The organism is Phenylobacterium sp. (genome assembly GCF_036563285.1).
In the GTDB taxonomy this organism is placed as follows: Bacteria; Pseudomonadota; Alphaproteobacteria; order Caulobacterales; family Caulobacteraceae; genus Phenylobacterium.
The window spans coordinates 54893-71584 of the sequence record NZ_DATCMR010000008.1; the positions used below are offsets into that span (position 1 = coordinate 54893).

Genomic DNA, 16692 nt, shown 5'->3' on the forward strand with positions numbered 1-16692 from the left:
TCGATGTTGCAAAAATAAGACATGGCGCCTTTTGAAAGTCTCACCTCGCAGACGTAACATCCATGAATCCTTCTCATGCAAAGTATGACGAGAACTCGTCACAATAGACGGCATGGATTCAGTATCCTGGTGGCCGCATCGGGGAGAACGCCATGACCGCAGCCGCCAACGTGACGACGCCGCAGGGCCCACGGGCCGCGGTGGTGTTCGGCCCCAGCGTGATCCGCAGGGACGGACCGCAGAAGGTGCTGTGGCTGGAGCCGCAGGAAGCCGCCGCCCAGCCCGGCGTCCAGATGCTGCGCCGCCAGGGGCTGGAGGTCACCTGGATGGCCGATCCCGTCGAGGCCGCCGAGGCGCTGGACGCCGGCGGCTTCGACCTGGTGATCCTGGAGACCGCGCTCGGGGGCGCCGACGGCCTGGCGCTCTGCCGGCGTATCGCGGAGGGCGCGCGCCTGCCGGTGCTGGTCTACGCCGCCCAGGCCGAGACACTCGACCGGGTGGCGGCGCTGGAGTTCGGCGCCGACGACGTCCTGGGCAAGGACGCCCACCCTCTGGAGCTGATGGCGCGGGTGCGCGCCCTGCTGCGGCGCGGCGAGCGCGGCGGCTTCGGCGAGGCGGCCGGCCGCCCCGGCGGCTGGCGCTTCGAGCCCCGGCTCGGCTACGTCACTGGCCCATCGGGCGTCACCGTCCGGCTCAGCCCCTCGGAAGCCGCCCTGCTGCAGGCCTTCACCGACCGTCCGGGCGAGGTGCTGCGCCGCGACGACCTGATGTCGCTGATGTACGAGGCGCCCAGCGCGGTGAACCTGCGCTCCATCGACGCCCGCGTGGCCCGGCTGCGCCGCCGCCTGCAGGCGTGCGAGGGCGCGGGCGACCTGATCAAGACCCTGCGGCGCAACGGCGGCTACGCCTTCCACGTGACCGCGCGGCCGGCGGAGCCACCCCAGGCCGCGGCGGCCTGACCAAGTGCGCCTTGCACCGGCGAGGCGCACGGCCCTAAACACGGCGCCCCTGGCCCTGAGCCGAAGGAGGCGCGCCCGTGACCGTCGCCCTGCCGCCCGCGCCCGAGTTCGGGGCGCTGATACCCCTGGCGCCCGCGCCGCAGGTGCTGGAGTTCCTGGCGCTGCGCCGCTCCACCTCGGCGGTGACCCTGGGCGCGCCTGCGCCGACGCTGGATGAGCTCGACGCCCTCCTGCGCCTGGCGACGCGGGTCCCAGACCACGGCAAGCTGGCGCCGTGGCGGTTCGTGCTGCTGGAGAGTGACGCCAAGGCCGCCTTCGCCGCCAGGCTCGAGGCGCTGGCCCAGGCCCGCGGCGACGCCCAGGCCGCCGCCAAGCTCGCCAAGCTGAAGGTCCCGCCCCTGGCGGTGGTGGTGATCGCTTCGCCCAAGCCCGCCGCCATTCCGGAATGGGAGCAGCTGCTCTCCGCCGGCGCGGTTTGCACGACCCTGCTCTACGCTGCGTTGGCCATGGGGTACGGCGCCAACTGGATCACCGACTGGTATTCGTACGACCCCGAGGCGACGGCCGTGCTCGGCCTGACCCCGGGCGAGCGGGTGGCCGGCTTCGTGCTGATGGGAACGCCGCGGGAGCCGCCGCTGGAGCGCGAGCGGCCGACGCCGGCTTCGCTCGTGTCACGCTGGGAAGGCTGAGCCCCAGAACGGTGGGCTCCAGAAACACAACGGCCGGACGGCGCACCGCACCGTCCGGCCTGAGGTGACACGCCCGAGGAGAGTTGGGCGAGACTAGGTATAGGCCCCATTCCCCGTTTTGGGAAGCCCGCAGCGGCTTTTTCAGCCGCCGCACCCTGCTTTTCGCCTCAGAGGAGAGTGGCCGGGCCTGAGTTCTCCTCGGCAACGGCCGATCTTAACCAGAGTCGTTCACGGCGACGTGACAGAGCTCCGCTGTAGGAGCGCAAGTAATTCGCCAGACACCGGGCCGCGGCGACTTTCCGGCGACTCCTTAGCCGCGGCCGCGATACGGCGCGACGCCCTGGTCCGGCAACCACAGGCCTTCCGGCGCAGGCCCGCTCTGCCAAAAAACGTCGATGGGAATTCCTCCCCGCGGATACCAGTACCCTCCGATCCGCAGCCACTTCGGCGCCAGCTCTGCGACGAGACGCCGCCCGATGGCGACGGTGCAGTCCTCGTGGAACGCCCCATGGTTGCGGAACGAGGCGAGGTAGAGCTTCAGCGACTTCGATTCCACCAGCCAGGCGTCCGGCAAGTAGTCGATGACGATGTGGGCGAAGTCCGGCTGCCCCGTCACCGGGCACAGGGAGGTGAACTCCGGCGCCGTGAAGCGCACCAGGTAGGCGGTGTCGGCATGTGGATTGGGCACGCGCTCCAGCACGGCCTCCTCCGGCGAGGCGTAGCCGCGCACGTCTCGGCCGAGCTGGGTCAGGTGGGTCTCTTCCATGCCGGGGCCTTTAGCCGCTACAGGTTGGGGCAACAACAGGAGGGGACGATATGGCCGGGCGCGACTTCGAAGGCATGGTGGTGGTTGTGACCGGCGCCTCGACCGGCCTTGGTCGCTCCATCGCCGTCCAAACCGCCGAGCAGGGTGCGCAAGCCGTCGTCGTCAACTACGCCCGCTCCGTCGACGAGGCCCAGGAGACCGCCCGCCAGGTGGAGGCGCACGGGGCCAAGGCGGTGCTGGCGCCCGGCGACGTGGCGATAGACGACGACTGCCGCCGGATCGCGGCCGCGGCCGAGCCCTTCGGCCGCATCGACGCCCTCTTCAACAACGCCGGCACGACCACCTTCGCCGCCCACGGCGACATGGACGCCGTCTCCGCCGACGACTTCCTGCGGCTCTACGCCGTGAACGTCGTGGGCGCCTTCCAGATGGTCCGCGCCTGCCGCGCCCTGTTGGAAGCCGGCGAGCGGCCCGGCGCCGTGGTCAACACCGCCTCCATCGCCGGCGTCACGGGCATCGGCTCCTCGGTGCCCTACGCGGCCTCGAAGGGCGCGCTGACCACCATGACCCTGTCCCTGGCCCGCGCGCTGGCGCCCCGGATCCGCGTCAACGCCGTCTGCCCCGGCTTCATCGACACCCCCTGGTTCGGCAAGGGCCTGGGCGAGCAGGGCGCCGACCGGGTCCGGGCGAACGCCGCCGCCTCCACGCCGCTGAAGGTGGCCTCGGGACCGGACGACATTGCCGCGGCGACCATCTTCCTCGCCTCCCCCGCGTCGCGACACGTGACCGGCGAGACCCTCCTCGTCGACGCCGGCAGCCACCTGGGCTACGCGGCCCGCGTCGCCCGCTAACTGCACAATTGCGGGGCGCCCGGCCCCGCCCCCGCCCAATTTCGGGTCACCTGCCGTCTCTTCGGACCCCGGGGGCGCCGCTTCGTTGCTCAATCCCTGCGGCCCGCGACCATTCCCTCCGCACAGGCAAGCCCAAAGGGCGCCGGATCGAAGGGGATAGACCATGAAAGCTCTGAAACTCGCGCTGCTGGGGGCTGTCGGCGCCCTGGCCATGGGCGGCGCCGCGCAGGCCCAGGAGGAAGACTCCGGTCCGGTCTCCCTCAGCTTCAACGTGGGCGCCGCCACCGAGTACGTGTTCCGCGGCATCAGCCAGACCGACGAGGAGCCGCAGATCTTCGGCGGCGTCGACGCGACCATCGGCTCGATCGGCTACGCCGGCGTCTGGGTGTCCAACGTCGAGTTCAACAACGGCACCGAACTGGAGTTCGACGTCTACGGCGGCATCAAGCCGGCCCTGGGCGCCGCCACCCTCGACATCGGCTTCATCTATTACGGCTATACGAACCAGCCCACCGGCCCGAACGAAGACTTCTGGGAAGGCAAGCTCGCCATTTCCGCCCCCGCGGGCCCGGCGACGATCGGCGCGGCCGTCTTCTACTCGCCCGAGTTCTTCGGAGAGACGGGGAACGCCACCTACCTGGAAGCCAACGCCGCCATGCCGCTCGGCGACAGCAAGTTCAGCGTCTCCGGCGCGGTGGGCCGCCAGTGGGTGGAAGTGGGCGTCGATTACACCACCTGGAACGTGGGCCTGGGCTTCGCCCTGACCGACAACATCGGCCTGGACCTGCGCTACTGGGACACCGACGAGAGCGACGCCCTGGGCTATCTGGCCGAAGGCCGGGTGGTGTTCGGGGTGAAGGCCACCTTCTAGCACACGCGGAAGACGCTGTTTTCGCGCAACAGGCGAGCCGCCGCGGCCCCCCGCGGCGGCTTTTCCCATTGCCCCCGGAGCCCGCCGTTTCTAGGGTCGAACCAAGCCCCGGCGAGGGCCAGGCTTCCGGGGCTTCGAACTCTGGGCGACCCCCGCCAAGTTTCATTGGCGGATCAGGCGCTTAAGGTCTATGTCGCCGCATCGTAACGTGACCGGAGGTCGGCCCATGGAGCGGATGGCGTTCCGCGTCCAGACCATCGTCGCCGACCTGGTGATCGCCGCGGCGGCGTTCGCGCTCGCCTATGTGGTGTCGCCGGTCGACCTGCCGACCTTCCGCCCGGACGGGCTGCCGGCGATGAATTTCGCCCAGCTCACCGTGCTCTACGCTGCGATTGCGGGCATCTTCACCCTCCTGTTCCGCCGCGAGCTTTCGCCGTGGCGCTACACCTCCATCCCCGACGCCCTGGTGCTGGCGCGGATCGCGCTGCTCAGCGTCGGCGTGTTCCTGCTCGCGGTCTTCGTGCTGAACCGCGCCCAGAGCCTGCCCCGCTCGACCCTGGTCATGGCGCCGCTGTTCCAGATGGTGGGCTCCATGGGGCTGCGGATCCTGCGCCGGGCGATCCACGAGCGCGCCCTGGTGGCCCTCTCGCCGCTGAAGGGGCCGACCGCACGGAGCCCGTCCCTGCTGCTGATTGGCCCGCCCTCGCTCGCCGACACCTACCTGCGCGACGCCTCGCGCAGCCACGAGCGCGCCTTCACCCCGGTCGGCATCGTGGGCCTCGACCCGCGCGACGTGGGCCAGCAGGTGCGCGGCGTCTGCATCATCGAAAGCCTCGAGAACCTGGACGCGGCGCTCGCCGACTTGCGCCGCTGGAACCGCTATCCGCGCGCCATCCTCTTCCTCGAGGAGCCCGCGCGGCTGAAGGGCCTCACCGCCGAGCAGCTGGGCCGTCTGAAGCAGGACGGCATCCGCCTCCTGCGCCTGCCCTCCATCGTCGAGCTCGGCCAGCACGACAGCCTCACCCCCCTGCCGATGCGAGACATCGCCATCGAGGAGCTGCTGGCCCGCGATCCGATCGAGCTGGACCGACACGCCATCGCCGGCCTGATCCGCGGTCGCCGGGTGCTGGTCACCGGCGCCGGCGGCTCCATCGGCGCCGAGCTGTGCCGCCAGGTTGCCGCCTTCGACTGCGCGCACCTGACCCTGGTGGACTATTCCGAACCCTCGCTGTTCGCGATCGAGCGGGAGATGGGCGACGAGTTCCCGCACATCTCGCGCTCCACCGTGCTCTGCGACGTGCGCAACGCCACCCGGCTAACCTCGGTCTTCCGGGAAGAGGCGCCGGACCTCGTCTTCCACGCCGCGGCCCTGAAGCACGTGCCGCTCATGGAGCGCCACCCGTCCGAGAGCGTGCTCACCAACGTCATCGGCACCCTCAACGTGACCGAGGCCGCCAAGGCCTGCGGGGCGGCGCACATGGTGCTGATCTCCACCGATAAGGCCGTCGACCCGACCAACGTCATGGGCGCCACCAAGCGCCTGGCGGAGGCGCTGATCCAGGCCCAGCAGACCACCGGCGACGGCACCCGCTTCTCGGCCGTCCGCTTCGGCAACGTGCTTGGCTCCGCAGGCTCGGTGGTGCCGATCTTCAAGTCCCAGATCGAGCGCGGCGGCCCGGTGACGGTCACCCATCCCGAGATGGAACGCTTCTTCATGACCATCCCGGAGGCGGCCCAGCTGGTGCTGCACGCCACCGCCACCTCCGCCGAGGGCGAGCGCCGCGATGCGCGCCTGTTCGTGTTGGAGATGGGCGAGCCGGTGAAGATCATGGACCTCGCCCGCCAGATGATCGCGCTGTCCGGCCGCAACGACGTGGAGATCCAGCTCACCGGCCTGCGGCCGGGCGAGAAGCTCACCGAGGCCCTGTTCGACGAGACCGAGCGGGCGATCCCCTGCGCGCCCAACGTGATGGAGGTGGTCGCCGGCGGCGCGCCGCGCATCACGCCCGACCACATCTCGCGGCTGGAGGCGCTCGCCACCCTCGGCGAGACCGGCGACCTGCGCCGCGCCCTCTTCGACCTGGTCTCGCAAATCCGCGGCGAAAAGGCCGAGAAGCCCCAGCCCAAGCCCGACCTCCGCGTCGTCGCCAGCCGTAGAGCCAGCGAGCAGCCGTAAGCGCGCTGGACGCGAGGTCTATTTGGCCACGAACGAAGAAGGGCCGCACCTTGGGTGCGGCCCCTCTCGTCATCAGGCTGAAGCTGAAACCTACTCCGCTGCCGCCATGGCCGGGGCCTTGGCCTTGCCGAGGCGTTCCACGAGGGCCTCGTACTCGGCCCAAAGCGCCTTGGGCGTGCGGTCCCCGAACTTCTCGTAGAACGGCGGGATGAGCGCCGCTTCCTGGCGCCAGATGTCGCGGTCGACGGTCAGCAGCAGGTCGAGCTGGTCGTCGGTGAGGTCCAGGCCCGAGACGTCCAGGCTGCCCGGCGCCGGCAGGCGGCCGATCGGGGTGTCCACCGCCTCGGCGCGGCCTTCCAGCCGATCGACGATCCACTTCAGCACGCGGCTGTTCTCGCCGTAGCCCGGCCAGACGAACTTACCGCGCTCGTCCTTGCGGAACCAGTTGACGAAGTAGATCCGCGGCAGCTTGGCCGGGTCCTTCGCCTTGGCGCCCATCTCCAGCCAGTGACCGAAATAGTCGCCCATGTTGTAGCCGCAGAAGGGCAGCATCGCGAACGGATCGCGGCGCAGCTCGCCGATGGCGTTCTCCGCCGCCGCCGTGCCTTCCGAGGCGACGTTGGAGGCCATGAACACGCCGTGCGCCCAGTCACGGGCCTCGTTCACCAGCGGCACGGCCGACGCGCGGCGGCCGCCGAACAGGATGGCCGAGATGGGCACGCCCTTGGGGTCTTCCCACTCGCCCGCGATCACCGGGCACTGGGCGGCGGGGACCGTGAAGCGGGCGTTCGGGTGCGCGGCGGGGGTTTCGCTCGCCGGCGTCCAGTCGCGGCCCTGCCAGTCGGTCAGGTGCGCCGGGGGCTCGGCCGTGAGGCCTTCCCACCAGACGTCGCCGTCGTCGGTCAGCGCCACGTTGGTGAAGATGCAGTTGCCATGGAGGGCGGCCACCGCGTTCTTGTTGGTCTCGTCGCCGGTCCCGGGGGCCACGCCGAAGAACCCGGCTTCCGGGTTCACCGCATAGAGCCGGCCGTCCTCCCCGAAACGCATCCAGCAGATGTCGTCCCCGACGGTCTCGGCCTTCCAGCCCTCTAGCGTGGGCTGCAGCATGGCCATGTTGGTCTTGCCGCAGGCGCTCGGGAAGGCGGCCGCCACATAGTGGGTCTTCTGCTCAGGCGAGGTGAGCTTCAGGATCAGCATGTGCTCGGCGAACCAGCCCTCGTCGCGGGCCATCACCGAGGCGATCCGCAGCGCGAAGCACTTCTTGCCGAGCAGCGCATTGCCGCCGTAGCCGGAGCCGTAGGACCAGATCTCCCGTGTCTCCGGGAAGTGGACGATGTACTTGATCTCGTTGCAGGGCCACGGGACGTCCTTCTTCCCGTCGACCAGGGGCACGCCGACCGAATGGACGGCGGGCACAAAAAAACCGTCCTCGCCGAGCTGGTCGAGGGCGGCCTGGCCCATCCGCGTCATGATGCGCATGGATACGGCCACGTACGGGCTGTCGGTCAGCTCCACGCCGATGGCCGAGATCTTCGAGCCCAGCGGGCCCATGCAGAACGGCACCACGTACAGCGTGCGGCCGCGCATGCAGCCCTTGAACAGGTCCTTCAGGTCCGACCGCATCTCCGTCGGGTCGAGCCAGTTGTTGGTGGGGCCGGCGTCTTCCGGCTTCTCGGAACAAATGAAGGTGCGGCTCTCGACGCGCGCCACGTCCTTCGGATCGGACGCCGCATAGAAGGAGTTCGGGCGCTTGGCCGGGTTCAGCCGCTTCAGCGTGCCCGCCGCCACGAGCTCGTCGGTCAGCTCGTTCCACTCGCCCTCGGAACCGTCGCACCAGCGGACGCAGTCCGGCTGCGTGAGCTCCGCGATCTGGCGCACCCACTCGACGAGTCGGGTGTGTTTCGTCGGCGCGGGCTCAAGTCCCGGGACGATCCTATCGCTCATTCAAAAAAACTCCCTGGCCCCGTGATCTGCCGGGCCCCCACCGGTCCCCCGCGCGATCCAACTCGTGAAAAGACGTCATAAATGCAGAACGCGCGCCTGCCTACCGCGCGCGCCCTGGCCCACTGCTGGGTCGTCGGCTAAACGCACGAAATCCCCTTTGGATCAGCCGTTTGTGATCACATCCGCTCGACCTTTGGGTCTCCTGGGGAACTTTTGGCCGAATCGCGGCGGCGGGACTCAGGAGCCGCTTTCATCAGAAGAACACCTTGCGGAAGCTGACCCGGACCGTGCGGCCCAGCGGGTCGAGCAGGTCCGGCTGGAAGTTCAACGGGGTCGCCCCGGTCGCGTCGCGGACCTCCTGGCGGCTGTCGAACAGGTTGTCGACGGTCAGTGTCAGGCGGGCGCCGCGCAGCCAGGTATGGCGCCGGGCGAACGGCTGCTGGCCGAGGTCGGCGAACAGCCGCAGGTTCACCCGCGTGGTCTCGGAGAACCTGAGGTCCTGCCCGCCCAGGAGGCCGCGCACCTCGGTTGCGCTCTGCCAGCGGGCGGTGAGCCGGGCGCCCAGCCCGTTGCGGTTGACCGCGGCTTGCAGGTCCACCTGGTGCCGCGGCTGACCGCCCGCGCCGCCCGCGGCCGAGCCGCCCAGGAAGTCGAGCGGCGCGAGGCCGGGTCGGATCACGATCTCGTCCTGGAGCCGCAGCGTGTGGAAGAGCCCGACCTGGATCGAGCCCCCGCCGAACCCGCCGCCGCGACCGCCAAAGCCGCCGCCGGGCCCGAAGCGGCCGCCGCCCGGGCCGCCGCCGCCGGGGAAGCGCCGACCCCCGCCCTCCGCGCCGGCGCCCGGAGGCGTCTGGCCGGCCTGCGGCGCCTGTCCGGCCTGAGCTGGCTGGGCGCCTGCCGGAGGCTGGCCCTGGGCTTCGCGCTGCCGCCGGCGATCGCCCGGCGCCGCCTGCCCACCGGCCGCGAAGCGACCCTCGAAGCCGGGCGGCGGCCGGGTGTTGCGCAAGGGCCGGCTGTAGTTGAAGCCCCAGCGGACCTCCTCGCGCGCCTGGCGGTCGAAGTTCACCGGGCGCACGTCGATACGCACCAGCTGCCCGCCCTCCCGGATGATCCGGCCGGGGAACGCCTGTTCGATCTCCGCCGTCGGCTCGGGGAAGGAGGCGATCAGGTTCTCGGTGCGCGAGCGCGTCCAGTCGGCGCGGAAGGTGAGGTCCCGCTCATCCCACGGCTTCCAGGTGAGGCCCAGCTTGAAGACGCGCCGGCTGTCGGCCTGCAGCGCCGGATTTCCGCCCTCGATCCGGGTGACTTCCACCGTCCGGCCCAGGACGTAGTCGAACACCCGCACGTTGGGCGTCTCGATCTCCGGATCGCCGAGCTGCTGGATGGTCGGCGCGCCGTCCTCCTGGGTGACCGAGGCGATGATTCGCAGGGGCTCTATCGGCGACCAGTTGACGCCTGCGCCCACCGTCCAGAGCGTCCCGAAGTCCGAGAGCTCGGCGACCTCCGCGTTGAAGTTCAGTGACAGGTTGCCGAGCGCCTCGAGCGTCCCGTTGCGCCGGCTGGCGATCGGCACGTCCACATTGCCCTGCAGCCGCCCGAGGCCCCGCGACAGCTCCACGGAGCGCTCGAGGCCGCTGCGCAACGACGAGCTCTCCACTCGCCGCGCATCGAGGCCGGCCGTCACCGAGGTGCGGACCTCTCCGGCTGGCAGCTCGAACAAGGCGCCGGTGAACAGCAGGTCCGCATCGCCCGACGTGACGACCGAGTGCGTCAGGTCCAGCGGTCGGTACAGCAGCAGGTCCGCGGGCGCCGCCGCGAACGGGTTCACCGTTCCGGCGTTCACCGCCGCCTGCAGCCCGCTCACGTCCAGGCCCCGCTCGGTGATGGTCTGGTTGTCGCTCCGGTCCGCGTTGGCGGTCAGCGTCCACTGCCAGCCGGAGACCGCCCCGCGCATCGACATGCCGAAGTGCGCGCCCCAGCTGTCCAGGGTCCGGGTCAGCGGCTCCAGCCGCGCAAAGCGCTGCACCGCCACTGGCCCCGCGAAGGGGGAGAATGGGCCGCCGGCGGGCGCGATCAGGGTGGTGCGCGGCAGGCCGAGCCAACTCTCGATCTCGCTGGCCTCCAGCGTGCCGTTGAGGGTGAGCGAGACCCCGTCGCCCAGCGGCCGGCTGAGGATGGCGTTCAGCGCCGCCTGGGTCTGCGGGCGCAGCAGGGTTCGGTACGGCGCCTCGTCGGTGGTCGTGAACGGAGTGGCGGCGAAGCCGGCCAGCGTCGGCGCCCCGGCCGGGATGCCCACGGCCGTCAGCGGCTGCCCGGCCAGCGCCGACAGGGCCGGATCGATCTCGGCGCCGAACGACGGCGCGGTGACATTGCCGGAGAGGCTGGCCGGCGCCCCGCCGGTCCGGAGCACGTCTCGCTCGCTCTCCAGCAGGGCGTTGGCGCCGCTGACCTTGAGGTCGAGCTGCAGGCGGGTGTCGCGCTGGATCCGCAACTGGTTGACGTCGGCGTCGTAGCTCTCGCGGCCGCCGGCCGTCGCGACCCGCGCCCCCGCCTCGACGGTCGTCGCCCGGAAGCGGCGGCGCAGGACGAAGTTCACCACCCGCTGGTCGGCGCGGTAGCCGTACTTCAGCGCCACCTCCTCCGGCAGGATGTCCACCCGCAGGATGGCTTCCGGCGGCAGGTCGCGGATCTCGGCGAAGGAGGAGATGCGCGCGCCGTTCACCAGCGTCACCGGCCGCCCCCCGCGTCCACGGCTGGAGCCGATTTGCGGCTCCAGGGCCTCCAGCAGCTCGGCCACCGAGCTCGCGCCCAGCGCGCGGATCTCGCGGGCGTCCAGCGTGATCTCCGGCGGGATGTCGCCGATCGCCGAGCCGATGGGAGGCCCGCCCGCGGCCACCACCACCAGCTCCTCGACCTCCACGTCCTCGGTGACCTCGACGTCCACGTCGTCGGGATCGGGCCGTGGCGCGGGCTGGGCCTGGGCCGCCCCGGCGATCAGCAGCGAACCTGCCGCGAATAGCGCCCAGCGGGCGCTTCGCCACGTGCGTTCAGCCAAGTGAGGTCTCCCCTGCCGTGGGCCGGCATTTCGGTCTGGGCTCTAACTCTCAAGCTTGCATTCGGATCACGGCGCCGGTTTGGCCCGATTGTTTCAGGCCTGGAGCAGACCCATGGACTCCAGCTGCGCCCGCAGCGGCTCCAGCCGCTCGGCGTAGGCGCGCCAGGCGCCGATCCCGCGGGTGTTGATCGGCTGCTGGAGCTGCACCATCGAGATCGAGCGGGCACGCCCCGCAGCTTCGTGCGGCCGCAGGCAGGCGGCCTCGAACGGCAGGCCGCAGGCGTCCAGCAGCCGGCGGATGTGCGGCTCCGGATCCCTCGCCAGAGCCTCGTAGTCCACATCCGCCCAGCTGTGGCCGAGCACGCTGCGCCAATGGTCCGTTAGCCGCCGATAGTGTGCGTAGTGCGCCGCCAGGTCGTCGAGGCTGTAGGACCAGTGGAAGTCGCGCTGGAACAGCTGCCGGTAGCAGCCGAACAGGTTGTCCATCGCGCCCCGGTCCAGGTGCACGATCACCGCGTCCGGGAGGGCGCGCGCGATGGCGCCTGCGTAGAGCCAGTTCTGCGGCAGCTTGTCGACGGTCACCGCGGCGCCGGGCGCGAGACGCTGCACGATCTCTCGGTAGCCCTCTCCCACCGCGCGCCAGTCGACGCGGTCGAGGCGGGAGGCGACGTCGGCGTCGACGTAGGTCTGCGGCGCCGCGCCCAGCTGACCTGCGACCAACGCGCCAAACGTGCCGAGCTCGCCCAGGGCCGACACCCGGCTGTGCGCCGAAAGGATCCGTTCCACCAGGCTGGTGCCGGAGCGCGGCAGGCCGACCACGAAGATCGGGCGCGGGACGCGGGGCTTGGCCGGGCTGCTCGTCGGCGGCTCCGGGAAGGCGCGCTGCAGGGCCGTCACCAGTTCGGCGTCCGCGGCGTCCGCCCATGGATAGACCCGCCGGGCCTCGTCGGCCGCCGCCTGCAGCGCCGCCCAGGCCTCGTCGCGCCGCTCCAGATCGTCCAGCTCCTTGAAGAGCGCATAGCCCAGCCGCGCCCGCTCCAAGCGCGGCGCCGCGCCCGCCAGCGCCGCGCGCAGGCGCTCCACGTGGTTGGCTTCCGAGGTCCAGCGCTTGAGCGTGGTCAACACGGCGTGGGCCTCGGTGAAGCCGGGGCGCAGGGCGATCGCCCGCTCGCAGGCCGCCTCCGCCGCGTCCAGCTCCCCCAGCGCCCGGCGCACGATGGCGAGGTCCAGCCAGACCTCCGGCCGGCCGGGCTCGAGCGCCGCCGCCCGCTCCGCCAGCGGCGCGGCGGCTTCCGGCGCCTCCAGCGCGTCCAGCAGGGCCGCCAGCCGGCCGGAGAGCCGCGGCTCGGCCTCAATGACGTCGGCGGCGGCGCGGGCCAGCTCCAGGGCCTTGGCGCGCCGTCCGAGCTCCAGCAGCGCCGAGGCGCGGTCGACGTCCAGGCGCAGGCCCAGCGCCGGGTCCGCGATCAGCCCGCGCGCCTTGCCGAGGCTCTTCTGGAAGTCGTCGATGTCGCCCGCCGCCCGCGCCACGTCGGCGCGCATCAGCCACGGTTGCGGCGACTTCGGCTGTGCCGCGGCGGCGGTCTTGATCGCCCGGCGGGCGTCGTCGAGCCGGCCCTGCAGCAGGGCGGCGCGCGCCTGCGCCACCGCCGTCTCGAAGCTGGGAGGCTGGGTCACGCCGCCGGGGTTAGCCGATCCCCCGCGGCCGGTCGAGCCGCAGGCCTACTGGTAGGCGACGGTGACGGGCACGTGGCCGGCGTAGGCGCCGCTCTCCACGGTGGACGGGATCTCCAGGCTGCCGGTCACCTCGATCTGCTTGGCGCCGAACTGGCCGCTCGTCCCGCTGAGCGTGTCGGTGGTGGACGCCTCGGGGCTGAGGGTCAGCTGGCGGTTCGCCCCGCCGCCGGACTTGGTGAGCGTCACCGAGGGCGGGAGGGTGATGGTGAAGGTCCGCCCGCCGTCGCCGCCCACGTCGAACCGCGCCGAGCTCGAGCCTGCGCCGATCAGCTCGCCGCCGGCCCCGCCCGAGGCGCTGCGCCCGCCGCCGGGCTCGATGGTGACCTCCAGGATGCCGGAGGTCGGCTTCAGGATGGTCCCGAACGAGATGTCCGAGACCTTGCTGACGTAGATCTCCTGCAGGTTGATCAGCTCGACGCTGGCCGTGGCCGTCGCGTCGGCCGCGGCCGCCTGGCCGCCTGCGCCCAGCAGTGCTGAGGCGGCCGCCGCCGCGATGACATGTCTATGCGCCAAGCTCTCACCCCTCCCGAAGGGACGCCCCGTATACCGGTGCAATCTCAGCAGGGAAAGGTGAACAGGTGGTCGCACGACCTCCGCGTGCGGAGGATCGCGCCCCGGTCGTGGTCCTACTCGTCGGGGCGCCGCGCGACGCGCACCCGCACCTCCACCCGCCGCCCTTCGCGCAGCAAGGTCAGCGCCAGGTCCGACCCTGGCGGCGCGCCGGCCACCGCCCGCATCAGGTCACTGGAGCCCTTCACCGGCTGGGCGCCCACCGCGGTGACCACGTCGCCCACCCGCAGCCGTCCCGTCGCCGGTCCGCCCTGCGCCACGTCGGCGATCACCGCGCCCCGCTGCCCCTGCAGCCCCAAGCGCATCGCCAGCGCCGGCGTGAGGTCGCCGACGCCCACGCCCAGATATCCGCGGGTAACCCGTCCGTCGCGGATCAGCTGGCGCACGACGCTCTCGGCGGTGTCCGCCGGGATCGCGAAGCCGATGCCCACCGAGCCGCCGGTAGGCGAGAAGATCGCCGTGTTCACCCCCACCACCCGCCCCTGCAGGTCGAAGGATGGCCCCCCGGAGTTGCCGCTGTTTATGGGCGCGTCGATCTGCAGGAAGCTGACATAGGCCTCGCCGATCTCGCGTCCCCGAGCCGAGACGATGCCGGCGGTGGCCGTGCCGCCCAGGCCGAAGGGATTGCCCACCGCCACCACCCAGTCGCCCACCTCCGGCAGCGCCTGGCGCGCGAAGCTCACGAACGGCAGGCCACCGGCGTCGATCTTCAGCACTGCCAGGTCGGTCGGCGGGTCGCGCCCCACCAGCCTGGCGGGGAACTGCCGGTCGTCGGCCAGCGTCACCACGATCTCGCGGGCGCCCTCCACCACGTGGTTGTTGGTCACCACATAGCCGTCGCCGCTGATGATGAAGCCGGAGCCGGCGCCCCGCTGCACCGGGGTGGCGCCGATCGGCAGCCCCGGGAAGGGCGAGCCGCCCTGCCCCACCGCCAGGGTGTCGATAGAGACCACCGCCGGCGAGACCTTGCGTACGATCGGCGCGAAGGAGCTGGGCGCGTCGCCCGCCGGCGTGGCGATGGCCGGGACCTCGATGGCCCCCTTCTCCAGCGGCGCGGCCGGCGCCGGTTCGCGCTGCTCGCAGGCCGCCAGCATCGTCGCCAGCCCCGCCATCACCGCCGCCGCAATCCGTCGCCTCACGGAACCCTCCGTCGCTCGCCTTCGGGTCACTTAGGACGTGGGGGGCCCGGGGACCATGGGTCGCCCGCGCGATAGGCCCAAAAGCAGTGCGGGCCGCAGCTTCCCCAGCGCGGCCCGCACGTCTCTGATGCCGCTCTCCTCGGCTTCCCCGAAGCCGCCGGCATTGTCGATGTAACGCCGCCGAGCGCGCGGACCCCCCACCCGCTGCGGCGGGTTGGCGCAGTTTTGGAAAATCGGGCACACCTTGAACCCGTGTCCGAGCCGCCACCCGAACCGCGACAGCCGCCCGACGAGAGCGATCCCCTTGTCGCGGCTTACCTTTCCCGGCGGTCCAACCTGGTGCGCTTCTTCGCCGCCCGCACCGGCTCGGCCGCTGCGGCGGAGGACCTCGCCCAGGAACTCTACCTGAAGCTCGCCGGCCGGCCGCAAGCCCCCGACGCCGAGAACCCTGTCGCCCTCATCTACCGCATCGCCACCAACCTGATGCTCGACCGCGCTCGCGGCGAGACCCGCGCGGCGGCCCGCGACGGCGCCTGGAGCCGCGAGGCCCGCACCCGCCTGGGCGCCGACGAGGTGGCCGAGGAGCCCGCCGCCGACGAGGCGCTCGCCTCCCGCCAGCGCCTGGCCCAGCTGGTCGACGCCGTCGCCGCGCTGCCGCCGCAGATGCAGCGCGCCTTCCGCCTCCACAAGCTCGACGGCCTCAGCCACGCCCAGACCGCCCAGGCCATGGGCCTCTCGGTGAAGTCCGTGGAGAAGCACATCTCCGCCGCCCTCAAGGCCCTCACCGCCAGGCTCGGCCGATGACCTTCCCTCTCGACGCGCAGCGGGAAAGTAATGCCGACCGCGTGGCGCGCAGCCTCGGAAGGTTCTACCGTGAATTGCGCGATGCCCGCTGGGGGGCTGCAGGCCACGGCGGCGTCTTACGATACGGAGAGGCGCATCTGCGCGTACGGCTAGGTGATGATCGGTAGTTCGGCACACGACGAAGCGCGGCTCGAAGCAGCCTGCGACTGGATCGTCCGGCTTCAGGCCGGAGACGCCGGGGACGCGCTCGGCTTCGACGCCTGGCTGGCCGAGCCCGCCAACGCGCGGGCCTACGACGCCGCCCTGGCCGTCTGGACCGAGTACGGCGCCAACGCCGCCGCCGTCGGCGAAGCCCTGCGAAACCGCAGCGTCCGTGCCGCCCCCACCCGCCGCGCCTGGTTCGTGGGCGGCGCCATCGCCGCGGCCCTCGCCGCCGCCGCCGTCATCCTCCCGCAGCTCCAGGCCGCTGATCCCGCCGCGCAGCCCTTCCAGACCGCCCGCGCCGAGCGCCGCTCCGTGGACCTGGCGGACGGCTCGCGGATCTACCTCAACGCCGACACCGCGCTCACCGTCACCCTGGCCAAGGACGAGCGCCGCGTGACCCTCGACCACGGCCAGGCGGTCTTCGAGGTCGCCGCCGACCGCAACCGCCCCTTCGTCATCGCCGCGGGCGACCGCCTCGTGCGCGTCGTCGGCACCCAGTTCGACGTCCGCCGCCGCGACGGCCGCCTGGCCGTCACCGTGGCCGAAGGGGTTGTCGAGGTGCGTCCCGTCGAGGGCGCCAAGGGCTCCGCCTTCCGCCTGACGCGCGGCGAGCGGCTGGAGCACCAGGAAGGCGTCGCCGGCGCCCGGGTCGTCGCCGCCGCGCCGGACGAGGTGCTGGCCTGGCGCAGCGGGCGGCTCGTCTACCGCGCCCGGCCGCTCTCTGAGGTGATCGCCGACCTGAACGCCCACTTCGACACCCCCATCCGCATCGAGGACGCCGCGCTCGCGGCCACGCCAATCTCCGGCGTGCTGATCCTCGACGACCAGGACGCGGTCATTCGTCGCCTGGCCTTGCTGGTTTCCGCTGAGCCGGTACGTTCCGGGTCGGGCGTGGTCTTGCGGCGCTAAAGACCCAAGCGGCCCTGG

At 71.8% G+C, this 16692-nt stretch carries 13 protein-coding genes; 7 read left to right on the forward strand and 6 right to left on the reverse strand.

Going from position 1 to position 16692, the window contains the following annotated elements; translation table 11 throughout:
• The first annotated feature begins 152 nt into the window (after window positions 1-152).
• Entirely contained in the window at window positions 153-959 is an 807-nt protein-coding gene (locus tag VIL76_RS08610) for a response regulator transcription factor (protein ID WP_332044610.1), read from the forward strand.
• Between the two features lie 77 nt (window positions 960-1036).
• On the forward strand, window positions 1037-1648 hold the full coding sequence (locus tag VIL76_RS08615; protein ID WP_332044611.1) for a nitroreductase: 612 nt from the start codon (window positions 1037-1039) through the stop codon (window positions 1646-1648).
• 310 nt (window positions 1649-1958) lie between these two features.
• Here VIL76_RS08615 and queF read toward each other — a convergent pair whose 3' ends face one another.
• Window positions 1959-2414 carry a preQ(1) synthase gene (queF, locus tag VIL76_RS08620; protein ID WP_332044612.1) on the reverse strand — a complete coding sequence of 152 codons (456 nt, stop codon included), beginning with the start codon at window positions 2412-2414 and terminating at the stop codon, window positions 1959-1961.
• A 50-nt stretch (window positions 2415-2464) separates the two neighbouring features.
• Here queF and VIL76_RS08625 point away from each other — a divergent pair, with 50 nt between their 5' ends.
• The 3 genes from VIL76_RS08625 to VIL76_RS08635 all read left to right on the forward strand — a co-directional run bounded on the left by VIL76_RS08625 (window position 2465) and on the right by VIL76_RS08635 (window position 6312).
• Entirely contained in the window at window positions 2465-3265 is an 801-nt protein-coding gene (locus VIL76_RS08625) for an SDR family NAD(P)-dependent oxidoreductase (protein WP_332044613.1), read from the forward strand.
• 163 nt (window positions 3266-3428) lie between these two features.
• The gene (locus VIL76_RS08630) at window positions 3429-4136 is read left to right on the forward strand and encodes a TorF family putative porin (RefSeq protein WP_332044614.1); all 708 of its coding nucleotides are present in this window, start codon (window positions 3429-3431) and stop codon (window positions 4134-4136) included.
• Between the two features lie 226 nt (window positions 4137-4362).
• Complete coding sequence (locus VIL76_RS08635) at window positions 4363-6312, forward strand: nucleoside-diphosphate sugar epimerase/dehydratase (RefSeq protein WP_332044615.1); 1950 nt, start codon at window positions 4363-4365, stop codon at window positions 6310-6312.
• A 90-nt stretch (window positions 6313-6402) separates the two neighbouring features.
• Here VIL76_RS08635 and VIL76_RS08640 read toward each other — a convergent pair whose 3' ends face one another.
• The 5 genes from VIL76_RS08640 to VIL76_RS08660 all read right to left on the reverse strand — a co-directional run bounded on the left by VIL76_RS08640 (window position 6403) and on the right by VIL76_RS08660 (window position 14757).
• Window positions 6403-8256 carry a phosphoenolpyruvate carboxykinase (GTP) gene (locus VIL76_RS08640; RefSeq protein ID WP_332044616.1) on the reverse strand — a complete coding sequence of 618 codons (1854 nt, stop codon included), beginning with the start codon at window positions 8254-8256 and terminating at the stop codon, window positions 6403-6405.
• A 253-nt stretch (window positions 8257-8509) separates the two neighbouring features.
• Window positions 8510-11311 carry a TonB-dependent receptor gene (locus VIL76_RS08645; RefSeq protein WP_332044617.1) on the reverse strand — a complete coding sequence of 934 codons (2802 nt, stop codon included), beginning with the start codon at window positions 11309-11311 and terminating at the stop codon, window positions 8510-8512.
• Window positions 11312-11404: 93 nt separating this feature from the next.
• Complete coding sequence (locus VIL76_RS08650) at window positions 11405-12988, reverse strand: tetratricopeptide repeat-containing sulfotransferase family protein (protein WP_332044618.1); 1584 nt, start codon at window positions 12986-12988, stop codon at window positions 11405-11407.
• A 45-nt stretch (window positions 12989-13033) separates the two neighbouring features.
• Entirely contained in the window at window positions 13034-13561 is a 528-nt protein-coding gene (locus tag VIL76_RS08655) for a DUF4402 domain-containing protein (RefSeq protein ID WP_332044619.1), read from the reverse strand.
• Between the two features lie 113 nt (window positions 13562-13674).
• Window positions 13675-14757, reverse strand: coding sequence for a S1C family serine protease (locus tag VIL76_RS08660; protein WP_332044620.1), 1083 nt, complete (start codon window positions 14755-14757; stop codon window positions 13675-13677).
• Window positions 14758-15009: 252 nt separating this feature from the next.
• On the opposite strand from VIL76_RS08660, the gene VIL76_RS08665 reads away from it, so the two are divergent.
• On the forward strand, window positions 15010-15561 hold the full coding sequence (locus VIL76_RS08665; protein WP_332044621.1) for an RNA polymerase sigma factor: 552 nt from the start codon (window positions 15010-15012) through the stop codon (window positions 15559-15561).
• Between the two features lie 156 nt (window positions 15562-15717).
• The gene (locus VIL76_RS08670; RefSeq protein WP_332044622.1) at window positions 15718-16674 is read left to right on the forward strand and encodes a FecR family protein; all 957 of its coding nucleotides are present in this window, start codon (window positions 15718-15720) and stop codon (window positions 16672-16674) included.
• The last annotated feature ends 18 nt before the right edge of the window (window positions 16675-16692 follow it).

What these genes read in the sequence shown, in the direction of transcription:
- VIL76_RS08610 (WP_332044610.1), top strand. Translation starts at nt 153, where the DNA reads ATGACCGCAGCCGCCAACGTGACGACGCCGCAGGGCCCACGGGCCGCG.
- queF (WP_332044612.1), bottom strand. Translation starts at nt 2,414, where the DNA reads ATGGAAGAGACCCACCTGACCCAGCTCGGCCGAGACGTGCGCGGCTAC.
- VIL76_RS08625 (WP_332044613.1), top strand. Translation starts at nt 2,465, where the DNA reads ATGGCCGGGCGCGACTTCGAAGGCATGGTGGTGGTTGTGACCGGCGCC.
- VIL76_RS08630 (WP_332044614.1), top strand. Translation starts at nt 3,429, where the DNA reads ATGAAAGCTCTGAAACTCGCGCTGCTGGGGGCTGTCGGCGCCCTGGCC.
- VIL76_RS08635 (WP_332044615.1), top strand. Translation starts at nt 4,363, where the DNA reads ATGGAGCGGATGGCGTTCCGCGTCCAGACCATCGTCGCCGACCTGGTG.
- VIL76_RS08640 (WP_332044616.1), bottom strand. Translation starts at nt 8,256, where the DNA reads ATGAGCGATAGGATCGTCCCGGGACTTGAGCCCGCGCCGACGAAACAC.
- VIL76_RS08670 (WP_332044622.1), top strand. Translation starts at nt 15,718, where the DNA reads ATGATCGGTAGTTCGGCACACGACGAAGCGCGGCTCGAAGCAGCCTGC.